The sequence below is a fragment of the Curtobacterium sp. 1544 genome (assembly GCF_040544915.1).
GTDB lineage: Bacteria > Actinomycetota > Actinomycetes > Actinomycetales > Microbacteriaceae > Curtobacterium > Curtobacterium pusillum_C.
The window spans coordinates 53,741-66,932 of record NZ_JBEPKX010000019.1 but is presented as its reverse complement, the minus strand read 5'-3'; the positions used below and the strand labels follow the sequence as shown (position 1 = coordinate 66,932).

12 protein-coding genes are annotated in these 13,192 nt (G+C 69.1%); 3 read left to right on the top strand and 9 right to left on the bottom strand.

Features of this window, described 5'->3' with window-relative positions:
• Positions 1-174: 174 nt before the first annotated feature.
• Together ABIC61_RS12240 and ABIC61_RS12235 are read right to left on the bottom strand one after the other, a co-directional pair.
• Positions 175-2,220, bottom strand: coding sequence for a bifunctional copper resistance protein CopD/cytochrome c oxidase assembly protein (locus ABIC61_RS12240; RefSeq protein WP_144757040.1), 2,046 nt, complete (start codon positions 2,218-2,220; stop codon positions 175-177).
• Between the two features lie 81 nt (positions 2,221-2,301).
• A complete protein-coding gene (locus ABIC61_RS12235) occupies positions 2,302-3,393 on the bottom strand; it encodes a GNAT family N-acetyltransferase (protein ID WP_354030109.1) in 1,092 nt (363 codons plus the stop codon).
• A gap of 89 nt (positions 3,394-3,482) precedes the next feature.
• Here ABIC61_RS12235 and dcd point away from each other — a divergent pair, with 89 nt between their 5' ends.
• Genes dcd through ABIC61_RS12220 form a run of 3 tightly spaced genes read left to right on the top strand, consistent with a single transcriptional unit; the run spans position 3,483 to position 4,972 of the window.
• Positions 3,483-4,070, top strand: a complete 588-nt coding sequence (gene dcd / locus ABIC61_RS12230; protein ID WP_097181858.1) for a dCTP deaminase — start codon at positions 3,483-3,485, stop codon at positions 4,068-4,070.
• A gap of 60 nt (positions 4,071-4,130) precedes the next feature.
• Positions 4,131-4,646 (top strand): helix-turn-helix domain-containing protein, encoded by a 516-nt coding sequence (locus ABIC61_RS12225; protein ID WP_354030108.1) that lies wholly within the window; start codon positions 4,131-4,133, stop codon positions 4,644-4,646.
• Positions 4,643-4,972, top strand: coding sequence for a HepT-like ribonuclease domain-containing protein (locus tag ABIC61_RS12220; RefSeq protein ID WP_144757046.1), 330 nt, complete (start codon positions 4,643-4,645; stop codon positions 4,970-4,972). Before ABIC61_RS12225 ends, ABIC61_RS12220 begins: the two co-directional genes overlap by 4 nt.
• Before the next feature lie 113 nt (positions 4,973-5,085).
• On the opposite strand, the gene ABIC61_RS12215 is transcribed toward ABIC61_RS12220, so the two are convergent.
• The 7 genes from ABIC61_RS12215 to idi form a co-directional block, all read right to left on the bottom strand.
• Positions 5,086-5,457 (bottom strand): hypothetical protein, encoded by a 372-nt coding sequence (locus ABIC61_RS12215; protein ID WP_144757048.1) that lies wholly within the window; start codon positions 5,455-5,457, stop codon positions 5,086-5,088.
• Between the two features lie 158 nt (positions 5,458-5,615).
• The gene (locus ABIC61_RS12210; protein ID WP_144757050.1) at positions 5,616-6,719 is read right to left on the bottom strand and encodes a substrate-binding domain-containing protein; all 1,104 of its coding nucleotides are present in this window, start codon (positions 6,717-6,719) and stop codon (positions 5,616-5,618) included.
• 78 nt (positions 6,720-6,797) lie between these two features.
• Positions 6,798-8,090, bottom strand: coding sequence for a multiple monosaccharide ABC transporter permease (mmsB, locus tag ABIC61_RS12205; RefSeq protein WP_144757052.1), 1,293 nt, complete (start codon positions 8,088-8,090; stop codon positions 6,798-6,800).
• Positions 8,087-9,610 carry a multiple monosaccharide ABC transporter ATP-binding protein gene (gene mmsA, locus ABIC61_RS12200; protein ID WP_186322120.1) on the bottom strand — a complete coding sequence of 508 codons (1,524 nt, stop codon included), beginning with the start codon at positions 9,608-9,610 and terminating at the stop codon, positions 8,087-8,089. The genes mmsB and mmsA overlap by 4 nt, the downstream gene beginning before the upstream one ends.
• A gap of 416 nt (positions 9,611-10,026) precedes the next feature.
• Complete coding sequence (locus ABIC61_RS12195) at positions 10,027-11,049, bottom strand: LacI family DNA-binding transcriptional regulator (RefSeq protein ID WP_144757054.1); 1,023 nt, start codon at positions 11,047-11,049, stop codon at positions 10,027-10,029.
• A gap of 193 nt (positions 11,050-11,242) precedes the next feature.
• Positions 11,243-12,292, bottom strand: coding sequence for a magnesium and cobalt transport protein CorA (locus tag ABIC61_RS12190; RefSeq protein WP_354030107.1), 1,050 nt, complete (start codon positions 12,290-12,292; stop codon positions 11,243-11,245).
• Positions 12,293-12,641: 349 nt separating this feature from the next.
• A complete protein-coding gene (gene idi, locus ABIC61_RS12185) occupies positions 12,642-13,184 on the bottom strand; it encodes an isopentenyl-diphosphate Delta-isomerase (protein ID WP_144757056.1) in 543 nt (180 codons plus the stop codon).
• Positions 13,185-13,192 lie beyond the last annotated feature (8 nt).

Here is a 13,192-nt window from a genome sequence, read left to right as displayed (position 1 = left end):
GGGTTCCGCCCCCCGCCCCCCCGCGGGGGGGGGGCCCCCCCCCCGGGGCCCCCCCCCCCCCCCCCCCCCCCCCCGCCCCCCCCCCCCCCCCCCCCCGGGGGGGGGGGGCCCCCCCGGCGGGGGGGGCGCCCCCGCCCCAGCGTCGGTCACGCCCCCGCGTTCGTCACACCACGGTCAGTCGCGGTCGTGCATCGCGGCGAGCCGCTCGTTGTACGCCTTGAGATCGGCGTCCCCGTCACGCTCGGCCTTGCGGTCCAGGCGCTTCGCGTCCCGGGAGTCCGACTTCACCCAGTTCCGCACCACGAGCAGCGCGACGAACACCATCGGGAGCTCGGACGCGCCCCATGCGATCCCGCCGCCCGTGTGCTGGTCGTCGAGGAGGGCCGCGTCGTTCGTCTGCCCGAGCGCGTGGAACCAGTCGAGCGCGAACACCGACTGCGAGGTCATCACCGCGACGCCGAAGAAGGCGTGGAAGGCCAGGGTCGCGAGCAGGGCGATGATGAGGATCGGGTACTGGGGACGCTGCGGGCCCGGGTCGACACCGACGAACACCCAGAAGAACAGGTACCCGCTGAACACGAAGTGCACGATCATCGCGACGTGCCACTCGTGCGACTGCATGGCGTACTCGTACGCCGGCGTGAAGTAGAACACCACGAGGGAGCCCGCGAAGATCACCCCGGCGACGGCCGGCCGCGCCAGGAACTGCATGTACCGCGAGTGCGTGAACAGCATGAGCCACTCACGGGCACCGCGCGAGCCGTCGTTCCGCACCGGCAGGGTCCGCAGTGCGAGGAGCACCGGGCCACCGAGCACGAGCGGCAGCGGCACGAACATCATCAGCAGCATGTGCTGGAGCATGTGCGACGAGAAGTGGATCATCCCGTAGACCGCGGGCCCCGCCGAGGTCGTCCAGATGAACAGCGCACAGCCGAGCAGCCACGCGATCGTTCGTCCGACGGGCCACTTGTCGCCGCGCTTCCGGAGCTTCCGGACAGCGAGCAGGTACCAGCCAGCACCGACGACCGCGAGCGCGAGCCACACCCAGTCGATGTGCCACTCGGTCAGGTACGTCTGCACGGTCTGGGCCGGCGGGTACGGGAAGCCGATGAGGCCGGAACGGGTGTCCTCGCCGGTCTCCGGCGTCTGCGGGATCGGCGGCTGGGACCGGGAGACGGCGACCGAGACGCCGATGGCCACGGCCATGAACACGACCTCGGCCAGGGCGAACCGGGTGAACGACCGCCGGTCGAGCGGGGAGCGGAGCAGGGCGGGGACGAGCCGGCGACGCTGCACGACCCCGGCGAGCCCGAGCAGCACGAGGATCACGGCCTTCACCGTGATGAGCCACCCGTACGTCGTCGTGAACAGGTCGAGCGGGCCGGTCAGCCGGAGCGAGGCGTTCACGATGCCCGAGAACGCGACGGCCGCGAACGCCCACCCCGCGAGCGTCGAGTAGCGCGACACGACCCGGCCGGTGGCACCCTTCGTCCGGGTGCGCAGGACGAGCACGGCGACGAGGCCGCCTGCCCACACGCACACCGCGACGAGGTGCACCGCGAGCGAGTTCACCGCGTTCGCGTGCTCGAGCGAGCCGGCCGCGTGCCCGGACAGCGCGAGGGGGAGCAGCGCGAAGAGCCCGGCGACCGTGGCGACGGCCAGCGTGGTGACCCGGGTGGCGAAGGCGGCGACGACGGTCGCGACGAGGATCGCCGCCGCGGACACCACGAGCGCCTGGCCGATCTCGACCTGGAACGCGAAGAGCATGAAGTTCCGCGCGAACACCGGGCTGGTGAGCGGGACGCCGAGGGTGTTCGCCCCCGTGAAGACGATGCTCACGACCGCGGCGAGGAACCACACCGCACCGGTGGCAGCCGCCCAGCGCGACGCCCGGTGCTGCACGCTCGACATCGCGCCGTGGTCCTTCTTCTGCGCCGGCAGCGCGAACGCCCCGACGACGAGGAGCCCGATCGTCAGCGCCGCCATCGTGTCGTGCACGACCCGCGCGACGGGCAGGCCGTACTCGACGAGGTCGCCCGCGGACACCAGCTGCTGGTTCGCGGTGAACGCTCCCGTGAGCGTCAGCCCGAGGATCGAGCACGCGACCGCGAGCGGGATCGCGATGACGAGGACCGTCGCGACGGTGGACGTGCGCGCGGTGACGGGCGCGGATTCCGGCGCCGCGCCTCCAGGCTGGGTTTCGGGTGACGTGACGGTCATGACCGTCCAATGGTAGGTGCCCTGACTGGAGGCGCGGGGAGAGTCGCCGGATCCGGCTGCGGTCCGCCTCAGGTCGCGTCGTCAGACGCGGCGCTCCCAGATCCCCTCGCTGCCGACGCCCACGAACCCGACCGCCTCGTTGACGTCGAGCATCGGCCGGTTCTCCTCGGCGTTGAACGTGATGATCGACGGCCGACCCGGGAAGTCCCGCTCCACGTGCTCGATGCCGGCCACCTTGAGGAGCCAGCCGAGCCGGTGCCCGCGGTGCTCCCGGAGAACGAGGGTGTCCCACTGCATGACCGCACGGGCCGGGTCGTCCGGCACGGCCAGCTGCGTGAAACCGGCCAGGGTGGCGCTCGGCACGTGCTCCACCGCGACCGTGAGCATCGTCCGCGGCGCTCGGGCGAGCTCCGCCTCGTGCTCCCGCAGCCGTTCGGCGGTCCAGACGTCCTCCGGCTCGTCCATGTCGCCGTTCGGGGCGTCCGTGCTCATCCGAGTCTCGAGCAGCGCGAGCCCGTCGAGCCACTGCTCGGGCGTCCGCCCGGTCCAGGTGTGCACATGGTAGTCCGGACCCGCGGCCGCCACCGCGCGGTCGTGGAGCTCCCGGACGACCGAGTGGTCCGTCGGCAGGCCGAGTCGGCTGATCCGGTTGACCTGCCCGAACCGCCAACCACGTCCGGTGAGGAACCGCACGCCTGCCTCGTCGGCGGGAACCGCGCCGAACCCCGTCGGTGCCGCGACGAAGCCGTGCCCCGACGCCGGCCCGACCTGCCGGGACACCGCGTACGTCTTCCACTGCGTGCGGCCCTCGGCGTGGGCGAGCTGCTCGAGGTGGTCCGCGAGCAGCGTGCCGACGCCGCGGCGCTGGTGCTCGGGGGCGACGCCGATCGCGATCCAGCAGTTCGGCGTTCCCGGGGCCTGCTTCGTGTCGTACGAGCCCGCGGCCACGACGGCACCCGCGGCGTCGCGCACCACGAAGAGTCGGCTCGGCGCCTCGGGCTCGTGGCACATCGGGAGGTACTCCTCCGGCTTCCACGACAGCTCGGTCAGCCCGTGCACGGCGACCTCGGCCGCGTCGGACACCCGGAGCCACTCGCAGAAGGCCTGCACCTTCGCGGGCTCGTCGTCCATCGTCGCGGGCACGTCGAGTTCGTGCACGGTGTACGCGGTCATGTCGGTTCCTCCCGGCAGTGTGACGCCGCCCGACGCTGGACAGCCTCGCAGCATATCGAGCCGGCCGCGGGGCCGCTAGGCTTCTGCGCGTGCTGCTCTCCGACCGCGACATCACCGCCCAGCTCGCCGAAGGCCGGATCGGGCTCGACCCGTACGACGCCTCGCTCGTCCAGCCCTCGAGCATCGACGTCCGGCTCGACAAGTTCTTCCGGCTGTTCGACAACCACAAGTACCCGCACATCGACCCCGCGGTGGACCAGCCCGACCTGACCCGTCTGGTGGAGACCGACCCCGACGAGGCGTTCGTGCTGCACCCGGGGGAGTTCGTCCTCGGCTCGACGTACGAGGTCGTCACGCTGCCCGACGACATCGCGGCCCGGCTGGAGGGCAAGAGCTCGCTCGGACGCCTCGGGCTCCTCACCCACTCGACCGCCGGCTTCATCGACCCGGGCTTCTCCGGGCACGTGACCCTCGAGCTGTCGAACGTGGCGACCCTGCCGATCAAGCTCTGGCCGGGCATGAAGATCGGCCAGCTCTGCTTCTTCCAGCTGTCGAGCCCCGCCGACAAGCCGTACGGTTCGGCCGAGTACCAGTCGCGGTACCAGGGGCAGCGCGGGCCGACGCCGTCCCGCTCGGCGCAGAACTTCCTGCGGACGGACGTGTCCCGCCGCCCGTAGGCCCCAGCACGCGAGACAGAATTGCGATACAAAATTTCGCATTCTGTGTATCGTGACAGCATGTCCGCAGTTCTCCCCAGGCCCGCGCCACCGGTGTCGGCGGCCGAGCTCATCCGCGATGCCCGCCAGCGCGCCGAGCTGACCCAGGTGCAGCTCGCCGTGCGGGCCGGGGTCACGCAGAGTGTCATCAGCACCTACGAGAACGGTCGTCGCGAGCCGTCCCTCGTGGCGCTCCAGCGGTTGCTGCTCGCCGCGGGCTTCACGACGGTGATCGACCTGCTCCCGGTCGAGGAACCGCAGCCCCTCCGTGACCGGGTGACCGCGTTCCGCCAGGAGCTCCGCGCGATCGTCCACCGCTTCGGCGGGCGCGACCCACGGTTGTTCGGCAGCGTCGCCCGTGGCGAGGAGGGCCCGAGCAGCGACGTCGACCTCATGGTGGACCTCGAGCCGGGCCTCGGAATCTTCGCGCTCATGCGGATCCAGGATGCGGCCGAACAGCTCCTCGGCGTCCGGGTCGACGTCGTGGACGCCGCGGGGATGGGCATCGATGCCGTCCGGGACGCGGTCCCGCTGTGAGCCGTGACGTCGGGGACCGTCTCGACGACGTCATCCGCGCGTGCGGGGTGATCCGCCGGTACGTGGACGACGACACGTTGCCGGAGGACCTGGTCTACGACGCGGTCCGGATGCGACTGGTCGAGATCGGCGAGGCGGTGCGGATGCTCCCGAGTGCCGTGACGTCCGCCGAGCCGGGCATCCCGTGGTCACGGGTGTCCCTGTTGGGGGAGCGGCTCACCCGTCGCTACTTCGACACGACCCCGGCGGTGGTGTTCGGGACGGCACGGGTGGACGTGCCCTCGCTGTGCGAGGCGGTGCGCCGCCTGCGTGCTGCGCACGGGTGAGACGGCCTGGAGGCGCGTGGCGGGGCCGCACCGTGCCTCCAGGCCGTCACCGGGTCGCGTCGCAGACGCGGGACGACCCCGTCTCGCCGAGGCGAGACGGGGTCGTCGGGGTGTCACTCGAAGAAGATCGGCGGCGGGCCGCCCGCTCCGACCACGCTCGGCTCCCACCGGTGTTCAGCCTGGTAGACGGGGTACCCGGGGTTGGCCTGCTTCACGGTCGTCACGTAGTTGTTGCTCTTCTTCCAATCCGTGTGGTAGACCTTCCCACCGGTCACCGTGTACCACTGGCGAACGTAGACGTGGAGGGCCCCCTTGCAGTTGGAGGCAACGGTGTCTGCGCCGCCGTTCGTCGACGAGTGACCGACGGCGGAACCGCCCGGGCACGGCTGCGAACTCGTCCCCACGGCCTGCGCCGGGAGGGCCCCCATCCCCACGATGACTCCTGCCGCTGCGGCGACGGCCGCGAGCTTGGTGAGCATTTTCATTTCGATCCCCTTTGATCATTCGATGAAACCTCATCTGGGTCGAAAGTAGCCCAGTGCAACATGCCGCACAGTCCGCGCTTGGCGGGACCGCTCGCGTACCCCGCGCAACGAGAACGGGCCCCACCTCGATGAGGTGGGGCCCGTTCTCTCAGGAGGGACTACTGACCTGCCTTCGCGAGGTCTTCGAGGGTGCTGTTGCCCTTGTAGGCCTCGACCGCGTTCTCCTTGGTGACGAGGATCGGGGTGAGCTCGATCGCCGGGACCGTCTTGACGCCGTTGTAGTTGTTCGTCTTGTCGATCTTGGTGTCGGGCTTGTCGCCCTTCGAGAGCGTCGTGACGAGGTCAACGGCCGCCTGGGCCTCTTCGGTCGTGTTCTTGTAGATCGTCGAGTACTGCTCGCCCTTCATGATGAGCGGGATCGACGCGGTCTCGGAGTCCTGACCGGTGACGACGGGGTTGTCCTTACCGGCAGCCTTCGTCGCGGTGAGGATCGCACGAGCGAGGGTGTCGTTCGGCGACAGGACGCCGTCGAGCTTGGTGTCGCCCGAGTAGTACTGCGACAGGAGGTCGGTCATGCGCGACTGGGCCTTCTGCGCGAGCCAGCCCTGCGTGTTGACCTTGCCGAACGTGGTCTGCCCGGAGACGACCTTGAGCGTTCCGTCGGCGATCTTCGGCTTGAGGACGCTCATCGCACCGTTGAAGAAGACCGTCGCGTTCGCGTCGTCCGGCGAACCGGCGAAGAGCTCGACGTTGTACGGTCCGCTGCCCTTCTTCTCCTTGAGGCCCTGCAGCAGCGCGTTCGCCTGGAGCTGGCCGACCTTGTAGTTGTTGAAGGCGACGTAGTAGTCGACGTTCTTCGTGTTCAGGATGTTGCGGTCCCAGGCGATGACGGTGGTGCCCTTCGCCTTCGCGGCCTTCACCTGCGAGCCGAGCTGCGAACCGTCGGCAGCGCCGATGATGATGACCTTCGCGCCCTTGGTGAGCATCGTCGAGATCTGGCCCTGCTGGTCCGGGACGGGGCCGTCGGCCTTCGCGTACTGGATGTCGGCCTTGAAGCCGGCCTTCTCGATCGACTTCTCGAACGCGGCGCCCGCGAGCACCCAGTTCTGCGAGGTCTTGGCCGGGAGCGCCACGCCGATGAGGTCGCCCTTCTTGATCGCCGTGCTCGAGTCCGAGCCGGAGGAGTCACGAGCCGAGCAGCCGCTGAGGGCGAGGCCCGCGACGAGTGCCAGGCCGATGCCGGCGATGAGCTTCTTGCGCATGTGATTGCTTTCTCTTCGTTGAGGAGTGGTGCTGTGGTGAGGGGTTCGTGCGCCCGGGTCGCCCCGGGCGCCACGTCTTTACTGGGTGTTGACCTTCTCCGGCTGGTCCTGGATGGACTGCGGCTGCTGCGCTGCCACGGTGTTCTGCTCCGTGTCCTTGCGCTGGAACTGCCGCATCATGCCGCCGATGAGCGACGGGCGGCCCTGGGACTTCGAGTAGACGTCGAAGGCCACCGCGATGAGGAGGACGAGACCACGGATGATCTGCACCTTGTTCGACTCGATGCCCATGAGCTGGAGACCGTTCGACAGCAGCGCCATCACGAGACCACCGATGATCGACCCGGAGATCGTCCCGATGCCACCCGCGACCGCAGCGCCACCGACGAACACGGCAGCGATCGCGTCGAGCTCCCAGCCGGTGCCGTCAGCCGGACCCGAGGCGTTCGAGTAGCCGACGAAGACCATGCCGGCGATCGCCGCGAGGACGGACATGTTCGCCATGACGAAGAAGTTCACCTTGCGGGCGCTGACGCCGGAGAGGACCGCGGCGCTCGCGTTGCCGCCGACCGCGTAGACCTGGCGCCCGAAGATCGTGTTCTTCGTGATGAAGCCGTAGATGATCGTGAGGACACCGAGGATGATCGCGACGATCGGGATCGAGGTGCCCACCGGGCCGGCGCCGAACAGGTACGTCGCGACGAGCGTGACGGCGACGAGGACGCCCGTGCGGACGATCGACACCCAGAGCGGCGGGACCTCGGCCTGCATCTTCTTGCGACGGTTGCGACCGCGGACCTCGATGACGATGAGCGCGATGATGGTGGCGAGGCCGATGAGCAGCGTGCCGTTCGAGTAGTTCGTGTTCGGTCCGAAGTCAGGCAGGAAGCCCGCACCGATCGCGTTGTAGTCGTTCGGCGTCGGCACCGACGTGGACTGACCGATGATCTGGTTCGCACCGCGGAAGATGAGCTGACCGGCGAGCGTCACGATGAACGCGGGGACCCGGACGAACGCGACCCAGAAGCCCTGCCAAGCGCCGACGAGGGCACCGACAGCGAGGCCGAGGATGATCGCGGCCCACGCCGGCCAGTGCCACACGGACATCGACTGCGCGACGATGATGCCGACGAACGCAGCGACCGAACCGACCGACAGGTCGATGTGGCCCGCGATGATCACCATCACCATGCCGAGCGCGAGGATGAGGATGTAGGAGTACTGCAGGAACAGGTTGATGACGTTCGTCGGCTCGAGGATCAGGCCGTTCGTCGTGATCGAGAAGAAGATCACGATCGCGATCAACGCGATGATCATGCCGTACTGGCCGATGCTGTTGCCCTTGCCGAACAGCAGTTTCAGGTTCTTCATGAGACGGGAGCGCCCTTCCGCGCGGAGGTCATGCTGCGCATGAGCGTTTCTGGATCGGCCTGTTCCGAGGGGATGTCGGCCGTGATCTGGCCCTCGAAGATCGTGTAGATCCGGTCGGAGAGGCCGAGGAGTTCGGGGAGCTCCGAGGAGATGAGGATGATGCCCTTCCCCTCCGCCGCGAGCTGCTGGATGATGCCGTAGATCTCGAACTTCGCGCCCACGTCGATGCCGCGGGTCGGTTCGTCGAGGATCAGGATGTCCGGGTCGGTGAACATCCACTTCGACAGGACGACCTTCTGCTGGTTCCCGCCGGAGAGCTTCCCGACGTTCTCCTCGACGGTCGGCACCTTCGTGCGGAGCAGCTTCCGGTACTTCTCGGCGACGTTGTACTCCTCGAGGGAGTCCACGACGCCGGCCTTCGAGATCTTCTGGAGATCAGCTGCAACCGTCGACCGCTTGACGGTGTCGAGCAGGTTCAGGCCGAGCGCCTTGCGGTCCTCGGACACGTAACCGATGCCGTGCTGGATCGCCTGCTGGACGGTGGTGACCTTGATCTCCTCGCCGTCCTTGATGATCTCGCCGCCGAGCCAGGTGCCGTACGAGCGACCGAAGATGCTCATCGCGAGCTCGGTGCGTCCGGCGCCCATCAGGCCCGCGAAGCCGACGATCTCGCCGCGCTTCACGTGGAAGTTCGAGTTCTTGCAGACCAGGCGCGACGCGTCGAGCGGGTGCTGGACGGTCCAGTCGCGGACCTCGAAGAAGGTCTCACCGATCTTCGGCGTGCGGTCCGGGAAGCGCGACTCGAGCGAGCGGCCGACCATCCCGCGGATGATGCGGTCCTCGTTGACGCCGTCGCCCTTGACGTTCAGCGTCTCGATGGTCTTGCCGTCGCGGATGATCGTGATCTCGTCGGCGATCTGCTCGATCTCGTTCAGCTTGTGGCTGATGATGATGCTCGAGATGCCCTTGGCCTTCAGCCCGACGATGAGGTCGAGGAGGTGCTGCGAGTCGTTCTCGTTCAGGGCAGCGGTCGGCTCGTCGAGGATGAGGAGCTTGACGTCCTTGTGCAGGGCCTTGGCGATCTCGACGAGCTGCTGCTTGCCGACGCCGATGCTCTTGATCTGGGTGTCCGGGTCGTCGCTCAGGCCGACGCGGGCGAGCAGGTCCTGGGCGCGGAGCTGGGCGGAGGTCCAGTCGATGACGCCGAACTTGCCGGGCTCGTTGCCGAGGAACAGGTTCTCGGTGATCGACAGCTCGGGGATGAGCGCGAGCTCCTGGTGGATGATCACGATGCCCGACTGCTCGGACTGCTTGATGTCCTTGAACCGGACCTCTTCGCCCTCGAAGACGATCTCGCCCTCGTAGGTGCCGTACGGGTAGACGCCGGACAGGACCTTCATGAGGGTCGACTTGCCCGCGCCGTTCTCGCCGCAGATCGCGTGGATCTCGCCGGCACGGACGCTGAGCGAGACGTCGGACAGCGCCTTCACACCAGGGAACTCCTTGGTGATCGAGCGCATCTCGAGGATCGTCTCGGGTGCGGTGATCGACCGGGTCTCGAGGCCGGTGTCGATCGGGGTTGACGCCACGGTGCATCTCCTTCTGCCGCTGCGATGCGGCAGTCCTTCGGGTGGTTCTGCCAGCGGCAGCGAAGGGCACAGGAGGCCTGTGTGGACTTCGTTGTCGCGTCCGGTGTCCTGTCGTGTGGCGGTCCATGTGACCGTTCACATCGGCGGAACGGAGGTAATACTACGCACGGGATCGGCGCGGCTGTCAATTCGGATTGGTCGCGTTTGTGTAACGGCCCGCGTGATCTGGCGGATGGCACCCGCGCACGTCCCCCGCGTTGGGGTACCCAGGTGACGCCATTCCGGCCTGGAGGCGCGTGGCGGCGCCGCCACGCGCCTCCAGTCCGCCCGTGGCTGCGCTGGTGCGCTCAGCGCTTGCGGGGTGCGCTCGTGGAGCCGCGCACGACGAGCTGGGGGACGATGTCGATCGGACGCAGTGCCGCGTCGTCCTCGCCCGGCAGGAGCAGGTCCACGCACCGCCGGCCGAGCTCGGCGAAGTCGACCTGCACCGTGGTGAGCGGCGGCCAGAAGTGCTTCGCCTCGGGGATGTCGTCGTAGCCCACGACGGACAGGTCCCCCGGGACGTCGAGGCCGTACGAGCGTGCCGCGTGCATGACACCGAGCGCCATCTGGTCGTTCGAGCAGAAGACCGCGGTGCAGTCCCGCCAGCGCAGGAGCTCGCGGCCGGCGTGGTAGCCGAAGTCGGCGGTCCAGTCCCCGAGGATCGGCGGCGCCACGGGCATGTCGCGGTCGGACATCTCCCGCAGGAACCCCTGCATGCGGGCGTCGGCCTCGATCCAGTCCTGCGGCCCGGCGATGTGCCGGACGTACTCGTGGCCGAGGTCGAGCAGGTGGGCCGTGGCCAGTCGGGCGCCCTCCATCTGGTCGACCCAGAGCGCCGTCGGGTCCTCGCCCACGCTCGCGCGCATCGTGACGTACGGCGTGCGGATGCCGAGTTCCTCGATGAGGTCGAACACCTTCTGCTGCGGCGCGATCACCACGATGCCCTCGACGTCGAGGTCGAGCAGCCGCTGGATGCTCTCGCGGACCGCTTCGTCCGTCGTCTCCGTGAGGGTCGAGGTGGTGACGTTGAACCCGCGGGTCACGGCAGCGTCCTCGATGGCCTGCAGCGCGACCGCCGGACCGTAGTGCGCCCGACGGGCCGTGAGCACGCCGATGGTGTGCGTGCGGCTCGTGACCAGCGCCCGCGCCGCCCGGTTCGGTCGGTACTGCAGCTGCTCCATCGCCGCGAGGACGCGGTCCCGGGTCTCCGCCCGGATGGCGTCCGAGTTGTTGAGCACGCGGGAGACGGTCTGGTGGGAGACCCCGGCGATCCGCGCGACGTCGCGGATGCTGGGCGACCGCGGTTGCTGTGTCCGCGTCGACGCCATTGCTACTCGTTTCTCGCCCGGGGCCGAAGCACGCCGATGTGCACGTTCACATTCCGAGCCAGATCATTATGCACACCTCGACGATCCGCGCCACCTGAGTCGTGGATCCCGCGACGGATGGGTCACGCTGCACGTCGTGTCCGGCACACCGCCCGTGCCGGAGCGCACCACCGCAGATCGGCCGTCGTCACGGCTACAGCCAGTTGCGCTTGCGGAAGATGGCCCACAGTATGCCCATGAGGGCGAGCATCCCGAGGATCGCGACCGGGTAGCCGTACCGCCAGTGCAGCTCGGGCATGTGGTCGAAGTTCATCCCGTAGACCCCGGCGATGAGTCCAGGAGCGAAGAGGATCGCCGCCCACGACGAGATCTTCTTCACCTCCTCGCCCTGCCGGTGTGCGGCGCGTGCGAGCTGGCGGCTCTCCTCGCCCTGCGCCAGGCTGGCGCTCGTCATGCGCCGCATCGCCTCGTTCTGCTCCTGCGACACCAGGGTCGAGTGCAGCGTCAGGGCGTTCTCGAGCAGCGCGCGGAACGAGTCCACCCGCTCGGTGACGCGCAGTGCATGGTCGAGCACGTTCCGCAGGCGGTGCTGGACCTCGTCGTCGACGCCGTACTTGTCGGCCCCGCGGAGCAGTCCCTTGACCATCGCGGGCACGGGCTTCGTGGCGCGCTGGAAGGCGAGGACCTCGCTGAGGAGCTGGTAGATCCGCTTCGAGACGCCGGGGTCGACCTGGCCGGCGAACAGTTGGTCCTCGATGGCGTCGATGTGGTCCTGCAGGATCTCGACGACCGGGGCGTAGCCGTCGACGACCTCGTCGAGCACGGCGGCGGTGACGGCCTCGGAGCCCCGCGCGAGGAACTCCGGGTCCCCCTCCACCCGGGCGCGGAGCGCCGCCAGGTCCGGGCGCTCGGCGTGCCGGACGCTCACCACGAAGCGGTCGCCGACGAACAGGTGCACCTCACCGAACTCGACGGTCTCGGCGCGGGCGTCGAACCACGCGGGCCGGAGCACCAGGAAGAGGGTGTCGCCGTACCGCTCGAGCTTCGCGCGCTGGTGTCCCTTGCGTGCGTCCTCCACGGCGTTCTCGTGCAGGTCGAACTCCGTCGCGACGGCTTCGAGCTCGGCGTCGTCGGGCCGGAGCAGCCCGATCCACGCGAGGTCGCCCCGCGTGGCGAGCGACAGGGTCGACGGCGATTCGACGCGACGTCCCTCGACGTAGATCGCGTTGTCGATCAGTGCCATGCTGTGCTCCTCTCGGGAGCAGGCAGGCGCGAAGTCATCCCGGGAGCGGTCCCCGGGGGCAGGCGTGGTTCAGCGAACGGGCACGGCGACGACCGTCAGGGGCGGCCGGCCCGATCGAGGATGGTCACCCGACATCGCGCCTCACCTGCCCTTCTGGTCCGTCGTGGCCGCGGTCCGCAGCCTCGTGGCCACACTCGTGGCCGACGGCCACACCCGTGGCCGACGACCGACCCTACTCCGCAGACGTGCGAGCGCCAAGTGAGAGGGCGCTCACGTGCCCCCCGACCTCGCGGCTCGACGAGGCGACCGCGACGGCACGCACCCGGCGAGTCCGGCGGGACAGCGGCGGTCAGCGCGTGATGTGCAAGCCGGCCGAGGACAGCTCGGCGAGCTGCCACCCGAGCCAGGGACTCCACGCGAACGGTGCTCCGGCGACGGACTCGCGCAGGGCGTCCTCGGAGACCCAGGCGTACTCGGCGACCTCGTCGTCCGCGGGGGCCGGGACGTCGTCGGTGACCGCGCGGTACACCGGGCAGACCTCGTTCTCGACGATTCCAGAGGCGTCCACCGCGCGGTACCGGAAGTCGGGCAGGACGAGCTCGATGTCGCGCACGGTGATGCCGAGTTCGCGTGACGCCCGGCGGGCGATGGCGTCCTCGAAGGACTCGTCCGGGCCGGGGTGGCCGCAGAACGTGTTCGTCCACACCCCCGGCCACGTCTTCTTCGAGAGCGCACGACGGGTCACCAGGACGTCGCCGTCGGTGTTCCGCACGTGGCACGAGAAGGCCAGGTGGAGGGGCGTGTGGTCTGTGTGCACCGTGAACTTGTCCGCTGTGCCGATCGGGGTACGGTCGTCGGCCAGCAGCACCACGGTTTCCGGGAATGCGCTCATCTGCACCG

Excerpts from the sequence above, each read along its gene's own strand:
- ABIC61_RS12240 (WP_144757040.1), bottom strand. The coding sequence starts at position 2,220 with ATGACCGTCACGTCACCCGAAACCCAGCCTGGAGGCGCGGCGCCGGAA.
- ABIC61_RS12235 (WP_354030109.1), bottom strand. The coding sequence starts at position 3,393 with ATGACCGCGTACACCGTGCACGAACTCGACGTGCCCGCGACGATGGAC.
- ABIC61_RS12225 (WP_354030108.1), top strand. The coding sequence starts at position 4,131 with ATGTCCGCAGTTCTCCCCAGGCCCGCGCCACCGGTGTCGGCGGCCGAG.
- ABIC61_RS12215 (WP_144757048.1), bottom strand. The coding sequence starts at position 5,457 with ATGAAAATGCTCACCAAGCTCGCGGCCGTCGCCGCAGCGGCAGGAGTC.
- ABIC61_RS12210 (WP_144757050.1), bottom strand. The coding sequence starts at position 6,719 with ATGCGCAAGAAGCTCATCGCCGGCATCGGCCTGGCACTCGTCGCGGGC.
- mmsB (WP_144757052.1), bottom strand. The coding sequence starts at position 8,090 with ATGAAGAACCTGAAACTGCTGTTCGGCAAGGGCAACAGCATCGGCCAG.
- mmsA (WP_186322120.1), bottom strand. The coding sequence starts at position 9,610 with ATGCGCTCGATCACCAAGGAGTTCCCTGGTGTGAAGGCGCTGTCCGAC.
- ABIC61_RS12195 (WP_144757054.1), bottom strand. The coding sequence starts at position 11,049 with ATGGCGTCGACGCGGACACAGCAACCGCGGTCGCCCAGCATCCGCGAC.
- ABIC61_RS12190 (WP_354030107.1), bottom strand. The coding sequence starts at position 12,292 with ATGGCACTGATCGACAACGCGATCTACGTCGAGGGACGTCGCGTCGAA.
- idi (WP_144757056.1), bottom strand. The coding sequence starts at position 13,184 with ATGAGCGCATTCCCGGAAACCGTGGTGCTGCTGGCCGACGACCGTACC.